The 20796-nt window shown below is 63.0% G+C and carries 30 protein-coding genes and 3 pseudogenes; 31 read left to right on the plus strand and 2 right to left on the minus strand.

Annotated elements, in window-relative coordinates:
• The first annotated feature begins 11 nt into the window (after positions 1-11).
• From rpsJ to QU595_RS06615, 31 genes and pseudogenes are all read left to right on the plus strand, one after another.
• Positions 12-320: a 30S ribosomal protein S10 gene (rpsJ, locus tag QU595_RS06465; RefSeq protein WP_006205468.1), complete on the plus strand. Its 309-nt coding sequence runs from the start codon at positions 12-14 to the stop codon at positions 318-320.
• Between the two features lie 87 nt (positions 321-407).
• Positions 408-1124, plus strand: coding sequence for a 50S ribosomal protein L3 (gene rplC / locus QU595_RS06470; RefSeq protein ID WP_315919956.1), 717 nt, complete (start codon positions 408-410; stop codon positions 1122-1124).
• Complete coding sequence (gene rplD, locus QU595_RS06475) at positions 1124-1744, plus strand: 50S ribosomal protein L4 (RefSeq protein WP_315919957.1); 621 nt, start codon at positions 1124-1126, stop codon at positions 1742-1744. Before rplC ends, rplD begins: the two co-directional genes overlap by 1 nt.
• Positions 1741-2034 carry a 50S ribosomal protein L23 gene (locus tag QU595_RS06480; protein ID WP_315919959.1) on the plus strand — a complete coding sequence of 98 codons (294 nt, stop codon included), beginning with the start codon at positions 1741-1743 and terminating at the stop codon, positions 2032-2034. Before rplD ends, QU595_RS06480 begins: the two co-directional genes overlap by 4 nt.
• 22 nt (positions 2035-2056) lie before the next feature.
• Entirely contained in the window at positions 2057-2890 is an 834-nt protein-coding gene (gene rplB / locus QU595_RS06485) for a 50S ribosomal protein L2 (RefSeq protein WP_315919960.1), read from the plus strand.
• A gap of 15 nt (positions 2891-2905) precedes the next feature.
• Positions 2906-3184, plus strand: coding sequence for a 30S ribosomal protein S19 (gene rpsS, locus QU595_RS06490; protein ID WP_035032279.1), 279 nt, complete (start codon positions 2906-2908; stop codon positions 3182-3184).
• A 2-nt stretch (positions 3185-3186) separates the two neighbouring features.
• Positions 3187-3576, plus strand: coding sequence for a 50S ribosomal protein L22 (rplV, locus tag QU595_RS06495; RefSeq protein WP_315919962.1), 390 nt, complete (start codon positions 3187-3189; stop codon positions 3574-3576).
• Positions 3576-4289 (plus strand): 30S ribosomal protein S3, encoded by a 714-nt coding sequence (rpsC, locus tag QU595_RS06500; RefSeq protein ID WP_315919964.1) that lies wholly within the window; start codon positions 3576-3578, stop codon positions 4287-4289. Before rplV ends, rpsC begins: the two co-directional genes overlap by 1 nt.
• Before the next feature lie 28 nt (positions 4290-4317).
• The gene (rplP, locus tag QU595_RS06505; protein ID WP_315919965.1) at positions 4318-4731 is read left to right on the plus strand and encodes a 50S ribosomal protein L16; all 414 of its coding nucleotides are present in this window, start codon (positions 4318-4320) and stop codon (positions 4729-4731) included.
• Positions 4732-4742: 11 nt separating this feature from the next.
• Positions 4743-4943 carry a 50S ribosomal protein L29 gene (rpmC, locus tag QU595_RS06510; RefSeq protein ID WP_315919967.1) on the plus strand — a complete coding sequence of 67 codons (201 nt, stop codon included), beginning with the start codon at positions 4743-4745 and terminating at the stop codon, positions 4941-4943.
• Positions 4944-4954: 11 nt separating this feature from the next.
• Positions 4955-5194, plus strand: coding sequence for a 30S ribosomal protein S17 (gene rpsQ / locus QU595_RS06515; RefSeq protein ID WP_315919969.1), 240 nt, complete (start codon positions 4955-4957; stop codon positions 5192-5194).
• A 70-nt stretch (positions 5195-5264) separates the two neighbouring features.
• A complete protein-coding gene (rplN, locus tag QU595_RS06520; protein WP_024924768.1) occupies positions 5265-5633 on the plus strand; it encodes a 50S ribosomal protein L14 in 369 nt (122 codons plus the stop codon).
• 12 nt (positions 5634-5645) lie between these two features.
• Positions 5646-5960 carry a 50S ribosomal protein L24 gene (gene rplX, locus QU595_RS06525; RefSeq protein WP_315919971.1) on the plus strand — a complete coding sequence of 105 codons (315 nt, stop codon included), beginning with the start codon at positions 5646-5648 and terminating at the stop codon, positions 5958-5960.
• Complete coding sequence (gene rplE, locus QU595_RS06530; protein ID WP_315919973.1) at positions 5953-6525, plus strand: 50S ribosomal protein L5; 573 nt, start codon at positions 5953-5955, stop codon at positions 6523-6525. Before rplX ends, rplE begins: the two co-directional genes overlap by 8 nt.
• 27 nt (positions 6526-6552) lie before the next feature.
• Positions 6553-6858, plus strand: coding sequence for a 30S ribosomal protein S14 (rpsN, locus tag QU595_RS06535; protein WP_315919975.1), 306 nt, complete (start codon positions 6553-6555; stop codon positions 6856-6858).
• Between the two features lie 12 nt (positions 6859-6870).
• Entirely contained in the window at positions 6871-7269 is a 399-nt protein-coding gene (rpsH, locus tag QU595_RS06540; RefSeq protein ID WP_315919977.1) for a 30S ribosomal protein S8, read from the plus strand.
• Between the two features lie 41 nt (positions 7270-7310).
• Positions 7311-7844: a 50S ribosomal protein L6 gene (rplF, locus tag QU595_RS06545; protein ID WP_315919979.1), complete on the plus strand. Its 534-nt coding sequence runs from the start codon at positions 7311-7313 to the stop codon at positions 7842-7844.
• Between the two features lie 149 nt (positions 7845-7993).
• On the plus strand, positions 7994-8353 hold the full coding sequence (gene rplR / locus QU595_RS06550; RefSeq protein ID WP_315919981.1) for a 50S ribosomal protein L18: 360 nt from the start codon (positions 7994-7996) through the stop codon (positions 8351-8353).
• Between the two features lie 123 nt (positions 8354-8476).
• Complete coding sequence (gene rpsE, locus QU595_RS06555; RefSeq protein ID WP_315919983.1) at positions 8477-9046, plus strand: 30S ribosomal protein S5; 570 nt, start codon at positions 8477-8479, stop codon at positions 9044-9046.
• Positions 9047-9070: 24 nt separating this feature from the next.
• Positions 9071-9268, plus strand: a complete 198-nt coding sequence (gene rpmD, locus QU595_RS06560) for a 50S ribosomal protein L30 (RefSeq protein WP_315919984.1) — start codon at positions 9071-9073, stop codon at positions 9266-9268.
• A 22-nt stretch (positions 9269-9290) separates the two neighbouring features.
• Entirely contained in the window at positions 9291-9764 is a 474-nt protein-coding gene (rplO, locus tag QU595_RS06565) for a 50S ribosomal protein L15 (protein WP_315919985.1), read from the plus strand.
• 233 nt (positions 9765-9997) lie between these two features.
• Positions 9998-11338: a preprotein translocase subunit SecY gene (gene secY / locus QU595_RS06570; protein WP_315919986.1), complete on the plus strand. Its 1341-nt coding sequence runs from the start codon at positions 9998-10000 to the stop codon at positions 11336-11338.
• A complete protein-coding gene (locus tag QU595_RS06575) occupies positions 11335-11931 on the plus strand; it encodes an adenylate kinase (RefSeq protein ID WP_315919988.1) in 597 nt (198 codons plus the stop codon). The genes secY and QU595_RS06575 overlap by 4 nt, the downstream gene beginning before the upstream one ends.
• A 198-nt stretch (positions 11932-12129) precedes the next feature.
• Entirely contained in the window at positions 12130-12498 is a 369-nt protein-coding gene (gene rpsM / locus QU595_RS06580) for a 30S ribosomal protein S13 (RefSeq protein WP_315919990.1), read from the plus strand.
• 120 nt (positions 12499-12618) lie between these two features.
• A complete protein-coding gene (gene rpsK / locus QU595_RS06585; protein WP_315919992.1) occupies positions 12619-13008 on the plus strand; it encodes a 30S ribosomal protein S11 in 390 nt (129 codons plus the stop codon).
• Positions 13009-13107: 99 nt separating this feature from the next.
• Positions 13108-14118 carry a DNA-directed RNA polymerase subunit alpha gene (locus tag QU595_RS06590; RefSeq protein ID WP_315919993.1) on the plus strand — a complete coding sequence of 337 codons (1011 nt, stop codon included), beginning with the start codon at positions 13108-13110 and terminating at the stop codon, positions 14116-14118.
• Positions 14119-14222: 104 nt separating this feature from the next.
• Entirely contained in the window at positions 14223-14654 is a 432-nt protein-coding gene (rplQ, locus tag QU595_RS06595; RefSeq protein WP_315919995.1) for a 50S ribosomal protein L17, read from the plus strand.
• A 215-nt stretch (positions 14655-14869) separates the two neighbouring features.
• Positions 14870-15451: an ankyrin repeat domain-containing protein gene (locus QU595_RS06600; protein WP_315919997.1), complete on the plus strand. Its 582-nt coding sequence runs from the start codon at positions 14870-14872 to the stop codon at positions 15449-15451.
• A 222-nt stretch (positions 15452-15673) separates the two neighbouring features.
• Positions 15674-17158: a DegQ family serine endoprotease gene (locus QU595_RS06605; RefSeq protein WP_315919999.1), complete on the plus strand. Its 1485-nt coding sequence runs from the start codon at positions 15674-15676 to the stop codon at positions 17156-17158.
• A gap of 76 nt (positions 17159-17234) precedes the next feature.
• Positions 17235-17666, plus strand: a pseudogene (locus QU595_RS06610) (AAA family ATPase); the annotation flags it as partial.
• A gap of 59 nt (positions 17667-17725) precedes the next feature.
• Positions 17726-19030: a replication-associated recombination protein A gene (locus QU595_RS06615; RefSeq protein ID WP_315920000.1), complete on the plus strand. Its 1305-nt coding sequence runs from the start codon at positions 17726-17728 to the stop codon at positions 19028-19030.
• Positions 19031-19669: 639 nt separating this feature from the next.
• On the opposite strand, the pseudogene QU595_RS30180 reads toward QU595_RS06615, so the two are convergent.
• Positions 19670-19909, minus strand: a pseudogene (locus tag QU595_RS30180) (ATP-binding protein); the annotation flags it as partial.
• Positions 19898-20665: pseudogene (gene istA, locus QU595_RS06620) on the minus strand (IS21 family transposase); the annotation flags it as partial. The pseudogenes istA and QU595_RS30180, both read right to left, overlap by 12 nt.
• Between the last annotated feature and the right edge of the window lie 131 nt (positions 20666-20796).

Consider the following 20796-nt stretch of genomic DNA (forward strand, 5'->3'; position numbering starts at 1 on the left):
GGAATGACGAGATGAACGGTCAGAATATCCGCATCCGCCTGAAAGCGTTCGACCACCGCGTGCTCGACGCCTCGACGCGGGAAATCGTGTCCACGGCCAAGCGCACCGGCGCCAATGTCCGCGGCCCCATCCCGCTGCCGACGCGGATCGAGAAGTTCACGGTCAACCGGTCGCCGCACGTCGACAAGAAGAGCCGCGAGCAGTTCGAGATGCGCACCCACAAGCGCCTGCTCGACATCGTGGACCCGACCCCGCAGACGGTCGATGCGCTTATGAAGCTCGATCTGGCCGCCGGCGTGGACGTCGAGATCAAGCTCTGAGAGCGAGCCGGGAAGACAGGGAAACCTGAAAAGACATGAGCCGGCCGGGTTGTCGCCCGAATGGCTCCTCTGAAGGAAGATGAACCGATGCGTTCAGGTGTAATTGCACAGAAGGTGGGAATGACCCGCATCTACAACGATGCCGGCGAGCATGTTCCCGTCACCGTTCTCCGCATGGAGAACTGCCAGGTCGTGGCGCAGCGCACGCAGGAGAAGAATGGCTACACCGCCGTTCAGCTCGGCGTCGGCCTCGCCAAGGTGAAGAACACGCCCAAGGCCATGCGCGGCCATTTCGCCGCCGCTTCGGTCGAGCCCAAGGCGAAGGTCGCGGAGTTCCGCGTTTCCGCCGAGAACATGCTCGACGTCGGCGCCGAGATCACCGTGGAGCATTTCGTTCCCGGCCAGAAGGTGGACGTGACCGGCACCTCGACCGGCAAGGGCTTCCAGGGCGTCATGAAGCGCCATAATTTCGGCGGCGGCCGTGCCACCCACGGTAACTCGCTGTCGCATCGCGTTCACGGTTCGACCGGCCAGCGCCAGGACCCCGGCAAGGTGTTCAAGGGCAAGAAGATGGCCGGCCACATGGGCGCCACCCGTATCACCACGCAGAACGTCGAGATCGTGTCGACCGACGCCGACCGCGGCCTGATCCTGATCCGCGGCGCCGTTCCCGGCACCAAGGGCGCCTGGATCCTGGTCCGCGACGCCGTGAAGTCGGCGCTGCCTGAAAATGCGCCGAAGCCCGCCGCGATCCGCGCCGGCTCCGCCAAGACCGAGGCCCCGGCCACAGAGGGAGCTGAATAATGGACCTCAAGATCACCACGCTCGCCGGCAAGGACGCCGGCAAGGTGACGCTGTCGGAGGCGATTTTCGGCCTCGACCCGCGCGAGGACATCCTGCAGCGCGTCGTGCGCTGGCAGCTCGCCAAGAAGCAGCAGGGCACCCATCAGGCCAAGGGCCGCGCCGACATCGCGCGCACCGGCGCCAAGATGTACAAGCAGAAGGGCACGGGCCGCGCCCGTCACTCCTCGGCGCGTGCGCCGCAGTTCCGCGGCGGTGGCAAGGCCCACGGCCCGGTCGCCCGCAGCCACGAGCACGACCTGCCCAAGAAGGTCCGTCAGCTCGGCTTGAAGCATGCGCTGTCGGCCAAGGCCAAGTCGTCCTCGATCATCGTGATCGACGAGCTGAAGCTGGCCGATGCCAAGACCAAGGCGCTGGTCGCCAGCCTGACGTCGCTGGGCCTGACCAACGCTCTGGTCATCGGCGGCGCGGAACTCGACCAAGGGTTCAAGCGGGCTGCCGCCAACATCCCGAACATCGATGTGCTGCCCATCCAGGGCATCAACGTCTACGACATTCTGCGCCGCGGCACGCTGGTCCTTTCCAAGGCCGCCGTCGAGGCTCTCGAGGAGCGCTTCAAATGACCGACCTTCGTCACTACGACGTGATCGTCTCGCCGGCGATCACCGAAAAGTCGACCATGGCGTCCGAGCACAACCAGATCATCTTCAACGTGGCCAAGAGCGCGTCGAAGACCGAGATCAAGGCTGCCGTCGAGGCGCTGTTCGGCGTCAAGGTCACCGCGGTGAACACCCTCGTCCGTAAGGGCAAGGTCAAGCGCTTCCGCGGCACCACCGGCCGTCAGGGCGACGTCAAGAAGGCTATCGTGACCCTGGTCGACGGCCAGTCGATCGATGTTGCGACCGGTCTCTGAGTAGGGCGGCGAGGACAAGAAAATGGCTTTGAAACACTATAACCCGATAACGCCGAGCACCCGCCAGCTGGTCATCGTCGACCGCTCGGGCCTCTACAAGGGCAAGCCCGTCAAGGGCCTGACCGAGGGCCTGACCAAGTCGGGCGGCCGCAACAACTTCGGCCGCGTCACCGCGCGCTTCATTGGCGGCGGTCACAAGCGCTCGTACCGCATCATCGACTTCAAACGCCGCAAGCTGGACGTCGTCGGCACGGTCGAGCGTCTGGAATACGATCCGAACCGCACCGCCTTCATCGCCCTGGTGAAGTACGAGGACGGCGAGCTGGCCTACATCCTGGCCCCGCAGCGCCTCGCCGCAGGCGACAAGGTCGTGGCTGGCGAATCCGTGGACGTGAAGCCGGGCAATGCGATGCCGCTGTCCGCGATGCCGGTGGGCACCATCGTCCACAACATCGAGCTGAAGCCCGGCAAGGGCGGTCAGGTCGCCCGTTCGGCTGGCGCTTACGCCCAGCTCGTCGGCCGCGACCAGGGCATGGCGATCCTGCGCCTGAACTCGGGCGAGCAGCGCATCGTGCACGGTTCGTGCTTCGCCACCGTCGGCGCCGTCTCGAACCCTGACCATGGCAACATCAACGACGGCAAGGCCGGCCGCACGCGCTGGCGCGGCAAGCGTCCGCACAATCGCGGCGTGACCATGAACCCGGTCGACCATCCGCACGGCGGCGGCGAAGGCCGCACCTCCGGCGGCCGTCACCCGGTCACCCCGTGGGGCAAGCCGACCAAGGGCAAGAAGACGCGGTCCAACAAGGCGACCGACAAGTTCATCGTGCGCTCGCGCCATCAGCGCAAGAGCTAAGAAGAGGTAGCCCAAGTGACTCGTTCTGTTTGGAAAGGCCCCTTCATCGACGGCTACCTTCTGAAGAAGGCAGACAAGGTTCGTGAAGGCGGTCGCAATGAGGTGATCAAGATGTGGAGCCGCCGCTCCACCATCCTGCCGCAGTTCGTCGGCCTCACCTTCGGTGTTTACAACGGCCAGAAGCACGTCCCGGTCTCCGTGAACGAGGACATGGTCGGCCACAAGTTCGGTGAGTTCGCCCCGACCCGTACCTATTACGGCCACGGCGCGGACAAGAAGGCGAAGAGGAAGTAACGATGAGCAAGGCCAAAGCTCCGCGCAGGCTTGCTGACAACGAGGCTCGTGCCGTCCTGCGCACGATCCGCGTCAGCCCGCAGAAGCTGAACCTGGTTGCTGCGCTCATCCGCGGCAAGAAGGTCGCCACTGCGCTGAACGACCTGGAGTTCTCGCGCAAGCGCATCTCCGGCACCGTCAAGAAGACGCTGGAATCGGCGATCGCCAACGCGGAAAACAACCACGACCTCGATGTCGACGCCCTGGTCGTCGCTGAGGCCTATGTCGGCAAGTCGATCGTCATGAAGCGTTTCCACGCGCGTGGCCGCGGCCGCGCCAGCCGCATCGAGAAGCCGTTTTCGCACCTCACGATCGTCGTTCGTGAAGTGGAAGAGAAAGGGGAGGCCGCATAATGGGCCAGAAAATCAATCCGATCGGTCTCCGCCTCGGCATCAACCGCACCTGGGATTCGCGCTGGTACGCCAACACCGGCGAATACGGCAAGCTGCTGCACGAAGACCTCAAGATCCGCGAGTATCTTGAGAAGGAACTGAAGCAGGCCGCCATTTCCAAGGTCGTCATCGAGCGTCCGCACAAGAAGTGCCGCGTCACGATCCACGCAGCCCGTCCCGGCCTCATCATCGGCAAGAAGGGCGCGGACATCGAGAAGCTGCGCCGCAAGCTGACCGAGATGACCAAGTCGGAAACGCACCTCAACATCGTCGAGGTCCGCAAGCCCGAGACCGACGCCACGCTGATCGCCCAGTCGATAGCGCAGCAGCTCGAGCGCCGCATCGCCTTCCGCCGCGCCATGAAGCGTGCGGTGCAGTCGGCCATGCGCCTGGGTGCGGAAGGCATCCGCATCAACTGCTCGGGCCGTCTGGGCGGCGCTGAAATCGCGCGCATGGAGTGGTACCGCGAAGGCCGCGTGCCGCTGCACACCCTGCGCGCCGATGTCGACTACGGCACGGCCGAAGCGCACACCGCCTACGGCATCTGTGGCGTCAAGGTGTGGGTGTTCAAGGGCGAGATCCTCGAGCACGACCCGATGGCCTCCGAGCGCCGCGCGACCGAGGGCGACCACGCGGGCGAACGCAGCGGCGGCCGCCGTCGCGAGAACGCCTGACCGCATTTGAGAATTTGGAGCAAGTAAGATGCTGCAGCCAAAGCGCACAAAGTTCCGCAAGCAGTTCAAGGGCCGTATCCACGGCGCTGCCAAGGGCGGCACCAATCTGGATTTCGGCGGTTTCGGGCTGAAGGCGCTGGAGCCGAATCGCGTCACCGCGCGTGAGATCGAGGCGGCCCGCCGCGCGATCACCCGCGAAATGAAGCGCGCCGGCCGTGTGTGGATTCGCATATTCCCCGACGTTCCGGTCACCGGAAAGCCGACCGAAGTCCGCATGGGCAAGGGCAAGGGCGCGGTCGACTACTGGGCCTGCCGGGTGAAGCCGGGCCGCGTCATGTTCGAGATCGACGGCGTGCCGGAAGAGGTTGCCCGCGAGGCGCTGCGCCTCGGCGCGGCGAAGCTGTCGGTCAGGACGCGCTTCGTACAGCGCATCGCAGAATAAGGACGCCGAAGATGAAAGCCGAAGAACTCCGCGCCAAGACGCAGGACCAGCTCTCCGACGATCTGGCCTCGCTGAAGAAGGAGCAGTTCAACCTGCGCTTCCAGAAGGCGACCGGCCAGCTTGAGAAGACCGCCCGCGTGAGGGAGGTCCGCAAGGACATCGCTCGCATCAAGACCATCGCCGCTGAAAAAGCGGCGGCCAAGAAGGGTTAAGGACGAAGATCATGCCGAAGCGCATTTTGCAGGGCACTGTCGTCAGCGACAAGAACGAGAAGACGGTCGTCGTCAAGGTCGAGCGCCGTTTCACCCATCCGGTGATGAAGAAGACCGTGCGCATGTCGAAGAAGTACAAGGCGCATGATGAGAACAACGCCCACAAGGTTGGCGACACCGTGTTCATCCAGGAATCGAAGCCGATTTCCAAGGATAAGCGCTGGGTCGTCGTGACCTCGGACCAGGCGTGAACGACGAATTTTAGACAGACCGGGGAAGGACGCCAGTCCATCCCGATAGAAAAGAAGAAGGCGGCCAGTCATGATTCAGATGCAAACAAACCTCGACGTCGCGGATAATTCCGGCGCCCGTCGTGTCATGTGCATCAAGGTGCTGGGCGGCTCGAAGCGGAAATACGCCTCCGTCGGCGACATCATCGTGGTGTCGATCAAGGAAGCCATTCCGCGCGGCCGCGTGAAGAAGGGCGATGTGATGAAGGCGGTCGTGGTGCGCACGGCCAAGGACATCCGCCGTCCGGACGGCAGCGTGATCCGGTTCGACAAGAACGCGGCCGTTCTCGTCGACAACAAGAAAGAGCCGGTGGGCACTCGTATCTTCGGGCCGGTTCCGCGCGAGCTTCGCGCCAAGAACCACATGAAGATCATCTCTCTCGCGCCCGAAGTGCTGTAAGGAGCCGGAACAATGCAGAAGATCCGTAAGGGCGACAAGGTCGTCGTTCTCACCGGCAAGGACAAGGGCCGCTCCGGCGAAGTCCTGTCCGTCCAGCCGAAGGACGACACGGCCATCGTGCGCGGCATCAACATCGTCATCCGTCACCAGCGCCAGACCCAGGCGCAGGAGGGTGGCCTGATCAGGAAAGAAGCGCCGATCCATCTCTCGAACATCGCGCTGGCCGACCCCAAGGACGGCAAGCCGACCCGCGTCGGCTTCAAGCTCGAGAAGGACGGCAAGAAGGTGCGCTTTGCCAAGCGCTCGGGAGAAACGATCAATGGCTAAGGCAGCACAGGCAGAAGCCAAGAACATGCCGCGCCTGAAGAAGGTCTACAACGAGACCATCCGCAAGGCGATGTTGGAGCAGTTCAAGTACGACAACGAGATGCAGGTTCCGCGCATCGACAAGATCGTGCTGAACATGGGCGTCGGCGAAGCCACCGGCGATTCCAAGAAGCCTTCGGTTGCGGCCGAGGACCTCGGCCTGATCGCCGGCCAGAAGGCCGTGGTCACCCGGGCCCGCAAGTCGATCGCCGGCTTCAAGGTTCGCGAGCAGATGCCGATCGGCGCCAAGGTGACGCTGCGCCAGGAGCGCATGTATGAATTCCTGGACCGCCTAGTCAACATCGCGCTGCCGCGCGTTCGCGACTTCCGCGGCCTGAACCCGAAGAGCTTCGATGGCCGCGGCAACTACGCCATGGGCATCAAGGAGCACATCGTGTTCCCGGAGATCAACTACGACAAGGTCGATCAGATCTGGGGCATGGACATCATCGTTTGTACGACTGCGAAGACGGACGACGAGGCCAGGGCGCTGCTCAAGGCCTTCAACTTCCCCTTCCGCCAGTAACGGCAGCGAGCAAAGGAAAAATCTGAAATGGCAAAGACCAGCTCAGTCGAGAAGAACAACCGGCGCCGCAAGCTTGTGGATCAGTACGCCGCCCGCCGCAAGGCGCTGAAGGACATCGTCATGGATCAGTCCAAGCCGATGGAAGAGCGCTTCCGCGCCCAGCTCAAGCTTTCGGCGCTGCCGCGCAATTCGGCGAAGATCCGCATCCGCAACCGCTGCGAGGTCACCGGCCGTCCGCGCGCTTTCTATCGCAAGCTCAAGCTCTCGCGTATCGCGCTTCGCGATCTGGGCAATACCGGCCAGATCCCGGGCCTGGTCAAGTCGAGCTGGTAAGGAGGATATGAAATGTCACTGAGCGATCCTCTCGGCGATATGCTGACCCGCATCCGCAACGCCTACGGCCGCAAGAAGTCGACGGTGTCGACCCCGGCCTCGCGTCTGCGTGCCCGCGTTCTCGACGTTCTGAAGTCGGAAGGCTATATCCGCGACTACAGCCAGACCGATTTCGACAACGGCAAGTCGGAACTCGAGATCGAGCTGAAATATTTCGACGGTGCTCCGGTGGTGCGCGAAATCGCCCGCGTCTCCAAGCCCGGCCGCCGCGTCTATGTTTCGGCCCGGTCGATCCCGCAGGTCGCCAACGGCCTCGGCATCGCCATCCTTTCGACTCCGAAGGGTGTGATGGCCGACCACGAGGCGCGCGAGCAGAACGTTGGCGGGGAAGTCCTCTGCCAGGTCTTCTGATCTGACGCCCGGAAGAAAAGAACAGGAACGAGGACAGGACAATGTCTCGTATTGGAAAGAAACCCGTTTCGGTGCCGCAAGGCGTAACCGCGACCGTGAATGGTCAGACCGTGACGGCGAAGGGCCCGAAGGGCGAGCTGAAGTTCGTCGTCAACGACGAGGTTCTGGTCAAGCTTGATAACGACGCGATCTCCGTCGAGCCGCGCGACCAGTCCAAGGACGCGCGCTCCAAGTGGGGCATGTCGCGCACCCAGATCGTCAACATCCTGACCGGCGTGAAGGACGGCTTCGAGAAGAAGCTCGAGATCACCGGCGTCGGCTATCGCGCCGCCCTGCAGGGCAAGAACCTGCAGCTCGCGCTCGGCTTCAGCCATGACGTGGTCTACGAGACCCCGGCGGGCATAACCATCACCGTGCCGAAGCCGACCGAGATCACCGTTACCGGCATCGACAAGCAGCAGGTCGGCCAGGTCGCGGCGGAAATCCGCGAGTATCGCGGCCCCGAACCCTATAAGGGCAAGGGCGTGCGCTATGCGGGCGAGAAGATCGTCCGCAAGGAAGGCAAGAAGAAGTAACCGCTGGCGGTCGCCGGAAGATCTGGATCTTCCGGCGGCCGCCTCCGGCAAGTGCAACGCCACGGGGTGCTGTCGCGGGCGGCTTTCGCTGACCGCAATATGCCGAAGGCATAAGGCAGTCCCCGTTTTACAAGGCAGGAAGAACCAGAATGGCTTCGAAGGAATCCACCCAGCGCCGCGCCGCGCGCATCCGCCGCCAGATCAAGGCCGTGGCCAACGGTCGCCCGCGTCTTTCGGTGCATCGCACCTCCAAGCACATCTACGTGCAGGTGATCGACGATGCCTCCGGTCATACGGTCGCGGCGGCTTCGACGCTCGAGAAGGACCTCAAGGGTTCGCTCAAGACCGGCGCGGACACTGCCGCCGCCGCTGCCGTCGGCAAGCTGATCGCCGAGCGCGCCTCGAAAGCGGGCGTCAAGGAAGTGGTCTTCGACCGCGGCTCCTACATCTATCACGGCCGCGTCAAGGCGCTGGCCGACGCGGCGCGCGAAGGCGGCCTGAGCTTCTGATCCAGGCGAGAGGGCCGGGGGCCTTTTTGCCGGGAACAGGATTTGACTTTCACCGCCGGCATCCCGTAAGGGGTGCCGGCATTTCAGCAACCAGTGCTTCCGGAAAAGAACAAGGATTAGGATATGGCACAGGAACGTAGGGAAGGCGGCCGCGAGCGTGGCCGCGACCGCGAGGAGCGCGACGACGGCATCGTCGACAAGCTCGTACATATCAACCGCGTCGCCAAGGTGGTCAAGGGCGGCCGTCGCTTCGGCTTCGCCGCGCTCGTCGTCGTCGGCGACCAGAAGGGCCGCGTCGGCTTCGGCCACGGCAAGGCGCGCGAAGTGCCTGAGGCCATCCGCAAGGCGACCGAATCGGCCAAGCGCGACATGATCTTCGTGCCGCTGCGTTCGGGCCGCACGCTGCACCATGACGTCGCGGGCCGCTGGGGCGCCGGCAAGGTGCTGCTGCGCGCCGCCAAGCCCGGTACCGGCATCATCGCCGGCGGTCCGATGCGCGCCGTGTTCGAGACGCTCGGCATGCATGACGTGGTCGCCAAGTCGATGGGCTCGTCGAACCCGTACAACATGGTTCGCGCCACCTTCGACGCGCTGAAGAGCCAGATGCATCCCAAGGACGTGGCTGCCGCGCGCGGCATCAAGTATTCGACGCTTCAGGCTCGTCGCGGCACCGCCGTCACGGCTGATGAATAGTCGACAGGACCAGGGATCAGAACCATGGCCAAGAAAGCTACCAAGACCATCACCGTCGAGCAGGTCGGCTCGCCGATCCGCCGGCCGAAGGAGCAGCGCGCCACGCTGGTCGGCCTCGGCCTGAACAAGATGCACAAGCAGAGCACGCTGGAGGACACCCCCTCCGTGCGCGGCATGATCGCCGCCGTTTCGCATCTCGTCCGCGTCGTGGACGAGAAGTGAGCGGGCGCTGAGGAGATTGCACATGAAACTCAACGAACTCAGTGACAAGGACGGCGCGACCCACAGCCGCAAGCGCGTCGGTCGCGGCATCGGCTCCGGCTCCGGCAAGACCGGCGGCCGCGGCGTCAAGGGTCAGAAGTCCCGCTCGGGCGTCGCCATCAACGGCTTCGAGGGCGGCCAGATGCCGCTCTACCGGCGTCTGCCGAAGCGCGGCTTCACCAACATCTTCGCGAAGGAATTCGTGGCGGTGTCGCTGGGCCGCATCCAGACGGCCATCGACGCCAAGAAGCTGGACGCCAAGGAAACCGTGAACGCCGAGGCGCTGGTCAAGGCCGGCGTCGTGCGCCGCGCCAAGGACGGCGTGCGCATCCTCTCCGGCGGCGAACTCACGGCCAAGGTCGCATTCGACGTTGCCGGCGCCTCCAAGACCGCCGTCGAGAAGATCGAAAAGGCCGGCGGTTCGATCAAGCTGCCCGAGAAGGCAGCCGCCGAGTAAAATGACTTTGCAAGCGGCCGCGTCACAGCGGCCGCTTGCATCTTGGTCGCGCCGGGCCTATTTCCGTGGCTCGGTGATACGCGCTGCCCGAAGCGGGCGCACCCGCGTCATCTGGAGCATCGGACCGAGGCGCGCACTGCGGCATCCGAAGCTCGAACAAAGAGATAGGGCGGCAAGACGGTGCCCCAAGGCGACGCCCTTGGAACGCATGTCGCGCTGGCGGAGAATTTTTGATGGCTTCGGCTGCAGAACAACTTGCTTCCAACCTGAATTTCGCGGCTTTCGCCAAGGCCGAAGACCTGAAGAAGCGCATCTGGTTCACCATCGGCGCGCTGCTGGTCTATCGCCTTGGGACCTACATCCCGCTGCCCGGCATCAATCCCGAGGCCTTCGCCCAGGCCTTCAATTCGCAGAGCAAGGGCGTGCTCGGCATGTTCAACATGTTTGCCGGCGGCGCCGTGCAGCGCATGGCGATCTTCGCTCTGGGCATCATGCCTTACATCTCCGCCTCCATCATCATGCAGTTGATGACCTCGGTCGTACCGTCGCTGGAAGCGCTGAAGAAGGAAGGCGAGCAGGGCCGCAAGATCATCAACCAGTACACCCGCTACGGCACCGTGCTTCTGGCGCTGGTGCAGGCCTACGGCATTTCCGTGGGGCTGGAGAACGGCAACGGCATCGTCACAAGTCCCGGCCTGTTCTTCCAGCTGTCGACCGTGATCACGCTGGTCGGCGGCACCATGTTCCTGATGTGGCTGGGCGAGCAGATCACTGCGCGCGGCATTGGCAACGGCATTTCGCTCATCATCTTCGCCGGCATCGTCGCGGGCCTGCCGCACGCCATTTCCGGCACGCTCGAACTCGGCCGCACCGGCGCGCTGTCGACCGGGCTGATCCTGGCGATCATTGTCCTGGCTGTCGTGGTGATCGCGCTGATCGTGTTTTTCGAGCGCGCCCAGCGCCGCCTGCTCATCCAGTATCCGAAGCGCCAGGTCGGCAACCGCATGTTCCAGGGCGATACGTCGCACCTGCCGCTGAAGCTGAACACCTCGGGCGTGATCCCGCCGATCTTCGCGTCGTCGCTGCTGCTGCTGCCGGCCACGGTCGCCGGCTTCTCGAACACCACCAACCTGCCGGCCTGGGCAAGCACCGTGCTGGCTTCACTCGGCCACGGCCAGCCGCTTTACATGATCTTCTATGCCGCGATGATCGTGTTCTTCACCTTCTTCTACACGGCCATCGTCTTCAATCCGAAGGAAACGGCCGATCAGTTGAAGAAGCATTCCGGCTTCATTCCCGGCTACCGTCCGGGCGAGCGCACCGCCGAATATATCGACTATGTGCTCACCCGCATCACGGTGGTCGGCGCCATCTATCTGGTCTGCGTGTGCCTTCTGCCGGAATTCCTGATTTCGGCCACCGGCGTGCCGTTCTACCTTGGTGGCACTTCGCTTCTGATCGTCGTCAGTGTTACCCTCGATACGGTGGCGCAGATTCAGGGACACCTGATCGCCCACCAGTATGAAGGCCTGATCAAGAAGTCGAAGCTGCGCGGGGGGAAGAGAACCAGATGAGATTGATATTGCTGGGCCCGCCCGGAGCGGGAAAAGGCACGCAGGCGCAGCGCCTGGTCGAAAAGCACGGCATTCCGCAACTCTCCACCGGAGACATGCTGCGCGCCGCCGTCAAGGCGGGCACCGAGGTCGGCAAGCGGGCCAAGGCCGTCATGGACGCCGGCCAGCTCGTGTCCGACGAGATCGTCAACCAGATTGTTTCCGAGCGCGTCGACGAGCCGGATGCGAGGAATGGGTTCATCCTGGACGGATATCCGCGTACCGTTCCCCAGGCCGAGGCGCTCGACCGCATCCTGGCCGGGAAGGGGCGCAAGCTCGATGCCGTCATCGAGCTGAAGGTCGACGAGTCGGCCCTTGTGCGCCGGATGGAGAAGCGCGTCGCCGATACCATCGCCGCCGGCGGCACCGTGCGCGCCGACGACAATCCCGAATCGTTCAAGAAGCGGCTGGTCGAATATCGCGAGAAGACGGCGCCTCTTTCGGCCTATTATGCCCGCATCGGCGAATTGCGCACCGTGGACGGCATGGCCGACATCGACACGGTGACGCGGGAGATCGAGGGTATTCTCGCCGCTTCCACGGCCGGCGTTTGAACGAATTGACTTGACTGGGCCGGGTTGCTGGCGTATGGCGGCCCGTCTTCCTACTAGGCATGAAGCTTGCTTGCCCGTGCGGCAAGGCAGGAACATTTAGCGAAGACCCCGCAAGGGCCGGCCTCCACCGGACGCGGGTCAATCTGAAAAGCGCCGGCCAGATGCTTATCTGCCGGCCCACATGGAGCGAGAGAGAACATGGCCCGTATAGCCGGCGTCAATATTCCGACCAACAAGCGCGTCGTCATCGCGCTGCAGTACATTCACGGCATCGGCAAGAAATTTGCCCAGGAGATCGTCGACAAGGTCGGCATCCCCGCCGAGCGCCGCGTCAACCAGCTCACCGACGCCGAGGTTCTGGCCATCCGCGAGGCCATCGATCGCGACTACCAGGTCGAGGGCGACCTGCGCCGCGAAGTGTCGATGAACATCAAGCGCCTCATGGACCTGGGCTGCTATCGCGGCCTGCGCCACCGTCGTTCGCTGCCGGTTCGCGGTCAGCGCACGCACACCAATGCCCGCACCCGCAAGGGTCCGGCCAAGGCCATCGCTGGCAAGAAGAAGTAATTGGCGGCAGTGGGCAACAGGCAGCCGGATTTTTCGGCTGCCGTGCCTGAAGCCCGACTGCCTCCCCAAGGTGTAGCCGCTGGCACTACGGCGGCGTAGAGATCGATCGAAAGGAAAGACATGGCCAAGGAAGCCGCCCGCGTTCGCCGTCGCGAACGCAAGAATATTTCGTCGGGCATCGCCCACGTCAATTCGACCTTCAACAACACCATGATCACCATCTCCGACGCGCAGGGCAACGCCATTGCCTGGTCGTCGGCTGGTGCCCAGGGTTTCAAGGGTTCGCGCAAGTCGACCCCGTTTGCCGCGCAGATGGCTGCCGAGGATGCCGCCAAGAAGGCGCAGGAACACGGCATGCGCACGCTCGAGGTCGAGGTCTGCGGCCCCGGTTCCGGTCGCGAGTCGGCCCTGCGCGCGCTTCAGGCGGCCGGCTTCACGATCACCTCGATCCGTGATGTGACGCCGATCCCGCACAATGGTTGCCGCCCGCGCAAGAAGCGCCGCGTCTAATAAGAATAAACCGCCTCGTGGGCGCCGGCAGGCGCCTTCGCGGCTTTCCAGGTCGCCCGTCACGATTGGATGGTGGTGGGGAAACGGAAGGAAGGCAACATGATCCAGAAAAACTGGCAAGAGCTCATCAAGCCCAACAAGATCGAGTTCTCGTCCAAGAAGAAGACCCTGACCACGCTTGTGGCGGAGCCTCTGGAGCGCGGCTTCGGCTTGACGCTGGGCAACGCGCTGCGCCGCGTTCTCCTGTCGTCCCTGCGCGGCGCTGCCGTCACCGCCGTGCAGATCGATGGCGTGCTGCATGAGTTCTCGTCCATTGCCGGCGTGCGCGAGGACGTGACTGACATCGTGCTCAACATCAAGGAAATCGCCATCAAGATGGAAGGCGATGGTCCCAAGCGCATGGTCGTGCGCAAGCAGGGCCCCGGCGCCGTTCTGGCTGGCGACATCCAGACCGTGGGCGACGTCGAGATCCTCAACCCCGACCACGTCATCTGCACGCTGGACGAGGGCGCCGAGATCCGCATGGAGTTCACCGTCGACACCGGCAAGGGCTACGTTCCGGCCGAGCGCAACCGCGCCGAGGACGCGCCGATCGGCCTCATTCCGGTCGATTCGCTCTACTCGCCGGTCAAGAAGGTCTCTTACAAGGTCGAGAACACCCGCGAGGGCCAGGTCCTCGACTACGACAAGCTGACCATGACGATCGAGACCGACGGTTCGATCTCGGGCGAGGACGCGGTGGCTTTCGCCGCCCGCATCCTGCAGGATCAACTCAGCCTCTTCGTCAACTTCGAGGAGCCGCAGAAGGAAGCTGCCGCCGAGGCGGTCACCGAGCTGGCTTTCAACCCGGCGCTGCTGAAGAAGGTGGACGAACTGGAGCTTTCGGTCCGTTCGGCCAACTGCCTGAAGAACGACAACATCGTCTATATCGGCGACCTGATCCAGAAGACCGAGGCGGAGATGCTCCGTACCCCGAACTTCGGCCGCAAGTCGCTGAACGAGATCAAGGAAGTTCTGGCAGCCATGGGCCTGCATCTCGGCATGGAAGTGCCGGACTGGCCGCCGGAAAACATCGAAGACCTCGCCAAGCGTTACGAAGACCAATATTGAGCATGAATTCCAAGGGCCGGCGGCGTGAGCCGCCCGGCCCGACGGTCATGCAGAAAACCATCAGGGGCCGTGGCCTCTTGAACAGCTAAAGAAGGAAAAGAGCCATGCGCCACGGTTTCAAAGGCCGCCGCTTCGCCCGCAGCATCAGCCATCGCAAGTCGATGTTCGCCAACCTCGCCGTGTCTCTGATCGAGCACGAGCAGATCGTCACCACCCTGCCGAAGGCGAAGGACCTGCGTCCGATCGTCGAGAAGCTGGTCACGCTCGGCAAGCGCGGCGACCTGCACGCCCGCCGCCAGGTGATCGCCCAGATCGGCAACGAGGGTGTCGTCAAGCGCCTGTTCGAGACGATCGCGCCGCGCTATGCCAACCGCAACGGCGGCTACCTGCGCATCATGAAGGCGGGCTTCCGCCACGGCGACAATGCCCCGCTGGCCGTGATCGAGTTCGTGGATCGCGACACCTCCGCCAAGGGCGCGGCCGACCGCGCCCGCATCGAGGCCGAGGGCGGCAACCAGGAAGCCGAGGCCGCCTGATTCGAGCGGTTCGCCTGAAAGAATTGCCTGAAAGAATTTAAGGGGCCTTCGGGCCCCTTTTCGTTTCCGGCGTGCTACCTGGCTCACGGGCGATGGGCGGCTAGAAAGGGATGACGCCCATGGGCGCGGTGTTTCGGCTTGTCTGCCGTCGGTTTATGGTTTTGCTTCTAATTCTGCCCACCGTCGCCTGGGCGGCAAACGGAAAGGATACGGCCATGCTTCTCGATGCGGTTCGTTCGGGCGATATCGGGCAGGTTCGCGCCGCTATCGCAGCAGGGGCGGATCTGGAGGTTCCGGACGGCCGCGGCCGCACCCCGCTGCTGCTTGCCACGCATGCCGGCAATGTCGAGGCGGCGCGCCTGCTCATAGACGCCGGGGCGAACGTCAACGCCAAGGACGCGATCCAGGACACGCCGTTCCTCTATGCGGGCGCCGAGCGGCGCGACGATATCCTCGTCCTTATCCTCGCCAGCGGCCGGGCCGACCTGAAAGACACCAACCGCTATGGCGGCACGGCGCTGATCCCGGCCGCCCATCACGGCCACCCGAGCACCGTCCGCATCCTGCTGAAGTCGGGCATCGATATCGACCATGTCAACAATCTCGGCTGGACGGCTCTGCTCGAGGCCGTGATCCTTGGCGACGGCGGCCCGATCTATCAGGAAATCGTCGGCTTGCTTGTCGACGCCGGTGCGAAGAACATTCCGGATCGTGACGGTCGAACTCCGCTCGACCATGCCCGGCAGATGGGTTTCGCGGAAATTGCCGCGCGCATCGAAGCCGGTCCTTCCCGCTGAAGATAAACGCCGGCAGCGCGATTGTCTTGGACCGGCGTCTCGCGTCGCGCCTTCGGCGCGCCCTTGACGACCAGGACCAGTATGAAGATCGTCCAATAGCGGGAGCGGGCTGAGCCCGGGCTCTTGCTCTTGACGATCAGCAACATGCGCTAAATCATTATTGGCCTTTCATTTTGCACAATCGTCGCGACAATGGCGCCAGTTTCGCTGCGGAGATTCGCAATGCGCGCCAAGAGCCTGCCCCTCGTTCTGTTCTACGGCTTCGTGACCTTGGCCGCGCCGTTCGGTGGCCGCGCGATGGCCGAGGACGGCAACAACCAGCCGGGTCTCTCGGATGTGCTGAACGATCTTTTGAAGGGTGTGGAAGGCGCGGACAAGACCTCCGGTCCCGACCGCCGGGTGCCTTTCGGCCGCGACGAGATCCAGCTCTCCTTCGCGCCGCTGGTGAAGCAGACCGCGCCGGCCGTGGTCAACGTCTATGCCTCGCAGACGGCCAAGATGGTTTCGCCCTTCGCGGGCGATCCTTTCTTCGAGCAGTTTTTCGGTCCGTCCCAGCCGCGTGCGCAGGCTTCGCTGGGCTCCGGCGTGCTGGTCGATCCCAGCGGCATCGTGGTCACCAACTTCCACGTCATCCAGAACGCGGATGAGGTGAAGGTTTCGATGTCAGATGGACGCGAGTTCACCAGCAAGGTGCTGCTCAAGGACCAGTCGGTCGATCTGGCAGTCCTCAAGATCGATTCCGACAAGCCGTTCCCGGTCATCGCCATCGGCGATTCCGACGCGATCGAGGTCGGCGACCTCGTGTTGGCGATCGGCGATCCCTTCGGTGTCGGCCAGACCGTCACCAGCGGCATCGTGTCGGCGCTGGCGCGTTCCCCGGTCGGTATTTCCGATTCCGGCTTCTTCATCCAGACGGACGCGCCGATCAATCCGGGCAATTCCGGCGGCGCGCTCCTCAACATGGCCGGGCAAGTGGTCGGCATCAACACCGCCATCTTCTCCAAGAGCGGCGGTTCCGTCGGCATCGGCTTCGCCATTCCGTCCAATATGGTGAAGGCTTTCGTGGAGGCGGCCAAGGCCGGGCGCGAGTTTTTCGAACGGCCCTATATCGGGGCGAGCTTCGAATCCGTCACGCCGCAGATTGCCGAGTCGCTCGGCATGGATGCCCCCCGCGGGGCGCTGGTCTCCAACGTGCAGGACGGCGGCCCGGCGGCCAAGGCGGGGTTGAAGGCCGGCGACGTGATCCTGACCTTCAACGGCGCACGGCTCGAAGGCGTGGACGCGCTCGGCTACCGCTTGGCGACGGCGCCGATCGGCTCGAAGGCCGAACTGGACGTGCTGAGCAAGGGCAAGACCGGCAAGGTCGAGATCGATCTGGAGCGTGCGCCTGCCGGCGAGAACGCGCCCCCGGTGCTGCTGTCGGGCCGCAGCCCGTTTGCCGGCGCCAAGGTCGCCATGCTGTCGCCGCGCCTGGCCCAGCAACTCGGCGTGGAAGGTTCCACCAAGGGCGTCGTGATGACGGACGTCGATCCCAATTCGGCTGCGGCGAGTTTCGGCTTCCAGCCGGGCGACATCATCCGCGACGTCAACGGCCAGACCATCGATAGTCCGCAGAAGCTCGCCCTTCTGTCCCAGCAGAACACGCGCTGGTGGCGTTTCACCGTCGAGCGCGATGGGCAGTTGCTGAGGCAGGTTTTGCGCTACTAGGTTTTAGCGACTACATGCTGCGTCAGGAAAAGCGCTGCAGGCGCTTTGCACGTAGCTGCTTGTGAGTCACGCGATCATGGCCGATCTGTTTTCGAGCGAGGACCAGCGCAAACCGCCGCCCGGGCAACCCCTGGCCGACCGTCTGCGGCCGAAGACGCTGGCCGAGGTCGTGGGGCAGGAGCACCTGACGGGGCCGGACGGCGTGCTGACGCGCATGATCGCTTCGGGTTCGCTCGGCTCCATGGTCTTCTGGGGTCCGCCCGGCACCGGCAAGACCACCGTCGCGCGTCTGCTGGCCGGCGAGACGAAGCTGGCCTTCGAACAGATATCGGCCATCTTTTCCGGCGTAGCTGACCTGAAGAAAGTGTTCGAGGCAGCCCGCCTGCGTCGCGCCAATGGCCGCCAGACGCTGCTGTTCGTGGATGAGATTCATCGGTTCAACCTCTCCCCGGGAACATGTAACTCTTACTTCCCTTTCAAGCGCTTAGAGAAGAGTACTATACTCATGACGTATACTCCAAACGTGACCCGATGACGGAACACCGATCCAGTGCCGGACGCGAGGGAATGAGCCTGTTCGAGGCCGTGGCCGATCGGCCGCTTCCTGAGACGCTCCGTCCGAAGCGGCTTGCTGATGTGCTGGGGCAAGGTCACTTGCTTGCGGCAAGCGGGCCAATCAGCAGAATGGTCACCGCCGGGAAGCTTTCATCGTTCGTGCTGTGGGGGCCACCAGGCACGGGAAAGACCACGATCGCACGGCTGGTGGCACAAGAGGCGGGCGTCGAGTTCATCCAGTTGTCGGCGGTATCCGCAGGCATCGCCGATCTGCGCAAAGTCATTGATGCCGCTCGACATCTCCGGGCGTCGTCTGGGCGGCAGACTGCGTTTTTCATCGACGAGTTGCACCGTTTCAATAGAACAACTCAAGATGCCCTCCTACCGCATGTCGAGGACGGTACTGTCGTCCTGATTGGCGCCACCACCGAGAACCCAAGTTTTTGTCTGGTAGCAGCGTTGCTGTCGCGCGCTAGGGTATACACCGTCAATCGCCTGGATCATGGCGCCCTTGAACAACTGCTTGAGCGTGCAGAGCGACATGCAAAGCGGAAGTTGCCACTCGACGATGACGCGCGCACGGCTCTGCTTGAAATGGCGGATGGTGACGCGAGATATCTTCTGAATCTGTGCGAGGAGCTTTTTGGGGTCGTAGGTGACGCCGTCCTAGACGTCCGCGGCCTTTCCAAAACCGTTCACAAACGTGCACCCGTCTATGACAAGGGGCAGGAGGGCCACTACAACCTTTTAAGCTGTTTTCATAAGAGCATCCGCGGGAGCGATGTTCAAGCGGCCCTGTATTGGGCGGCTCGAATGACTTCCGCAGGCGAAGACCCCGATACACTTTTCCGTAGATTGGCTTGCGCAGCTTCCGAGGATGTGGGCATGGCGGATCCCCTTGCAATGCAGCAAGTCGTTGCAGCCTGGAGTGCTTTTGAGCGGGTGGGTTGGCCGGAGGGGAGGCTCTTCCTTGCCCAAGCGATTGCTTATGTAGCAACCGCGCCCAAGTCGAATGCCGCATATTTGGCGTTTGACGAGGCGGTGGAACTTGCCGATCGGACAGGGTCACTTCCTCCACCCAAGCACATCCTTAATGCTCCCACCAAACTGATGCGAGACCTGGGATATGGCGAGGGCTATCACTACGACCATAATTTCCCGGATGGGTTTTCCGGCCAAGAGTATTTTCCAGACCAGCTGTCCGGCAGCAACCGACCCAGGTTCTATCGCCCGAACGAGCGCGGGTTTGAACGGGAGGTGGGAAAGAGACTTGATTTCTGGGAGAAACGTCGCGCGGAGCGCGGCGAGCGCAACTAGAGTGGTTCCATAGGCTGATCTCTTGAAAGCTGCCCGACGCGGATGCCCGTCTTTTGCGCAAAGGCCACAAATTAGATGGCCTCGGCAAGCACACCGTCGATTTCGACTTCTTTAGGCTACCGCCAGCTGCGTTAACAGCGCACGGATCAAAAGCGAGCTTGGTTATCGCCACCACCGCTTCAAGTAGCGTTGACGCCGTGTTGTATTTGCCCGTGGCCCAATGTCCCGTCGTCCTGGACGTGCCGTCCTGGGACCATGCTCACTCGTGAACGGTAGAAACACGCCGCCCGCCTAGAGACGTAGCTTTGCTGTCGACGGTTGTTCCGGGCACCCCAGTGTTTGGGCGCGGAGCATAAGCCGTCGGCCGCGGCGGACTTCAACCAGTTCGCCGATCAGTTTATAAAACACCCTATCCGTTCAGGCGCGCGGGCCCGCTCGTCATTTTCATAGCTTAGGCGAAGTTTCCGGTCGCATCGTTCGCCAACGAGATCGCTCAACTGTTTGAGCAGTTCCTTGACTTCCGGGGCGCAATCGATGGTAGCGGAATGAACTACGTGAAGCATGCAATCGGCAATCTCATTGCCTGTTGATTTCCGCGAAGAACTGACCCGGGATTTCCACTGAGAAGTGACCCGGCTGTCATGTATGTTTCGGTTCGGTGGTGGAGGTCAATGTCTTGGTTTTCTCCTTCGTTGGTTTGGTCTCGTGTGCTGAGCTGTTCTTGAAGCGGAAGCTGTCGTTTCCGGATTCAAGGATGTGGCAATGATGGGTGAGGCGATCGAGCAGCGCCGTCGTCATCTTGGCGTCGCCAAAGACACTGGCCCATTCGCTGAAGCTGAGATTGGTGGTGATGACGACGCTGGTGTGCTCGTAGAGGCGATGACGAGCATCCTGGACGTTCTTCTCGACCTGTCCCTTCTCCCAGCCGGACGCCGGATTGCAGAATTCGGGCTCGAAGAGATAGTGGCTGGCCATGGCCATGAAGCGGACGTTGACATCGCGATCCTTGCCCCGGCCGACCTTGTCGATCGCCGTGCGCATGTTGTCGTAGATGCCGCGGCGGGGAACGCCGCCGAACATGCGGAAGGCGTGATTGTGGGCGTCGAAGAGCATCTCGTGGGTTTGCAGGAGATAGGCCCTGACGATGAAAGCCCTGGAATAGGCCAACTTCGCATGTGCCACCTGCAGCTTCATCCGCTCATTGCCGATGATCGCCCAGTCCTCGGACCAGTCGAATTGAAAGGCCTCGCCGGGCTCGAACGCCAGCGGCACGAATGTCCCTCGGCCTGATGTCTGCAGCTCTTTCTGCCGATCCTCTTTCCATTCCCGGGCAAAGGCCGCGACCCTTTTGTTGGAACCCTCATAGCCAAGGCTGACCAGGTCGGCGTGCATTTGCTTCAGCGTCCGCTTCTGCTTACGAGACTTGTTGGCTTCCGTCTTCAGCCACGCTGACAGTCGATCTGCAAAGGGATCGAGCTTGCTCGGCCTCTCGGGCACCTTGAATTTGGGTTCTACGCCGCCCAACCGCAGATATTTGCGGACCGTATTGCGGGAGAGGCCCGTCACCCGGCTGATCTCCCGGATCGATCGTTTCTCGCGAAAGTGCCAGCGTCGGATCACGCTCAGTAACGCCATGTCGATCACTCCATAGCCCCCGCTCAAAACACGCGAGGGAAGGTTCAAACATGGGTCAAATCTCGATGGAAATAGCCTGCCCAACAGGGTCAGTTCTCGGTGGCACTCAACAAACTGTGGGGAAAAGGCGC

Origin of the sequence: Mesorhizobium sp. SP-1A (assembly GCF_032460275.1) — a bacterium.
Classification (GTDB): Bacteria; Pseudomonadota; Alphaproteobacteria; order Rhizobiales; family Rhizobiaceae; genus Mesorhizobium.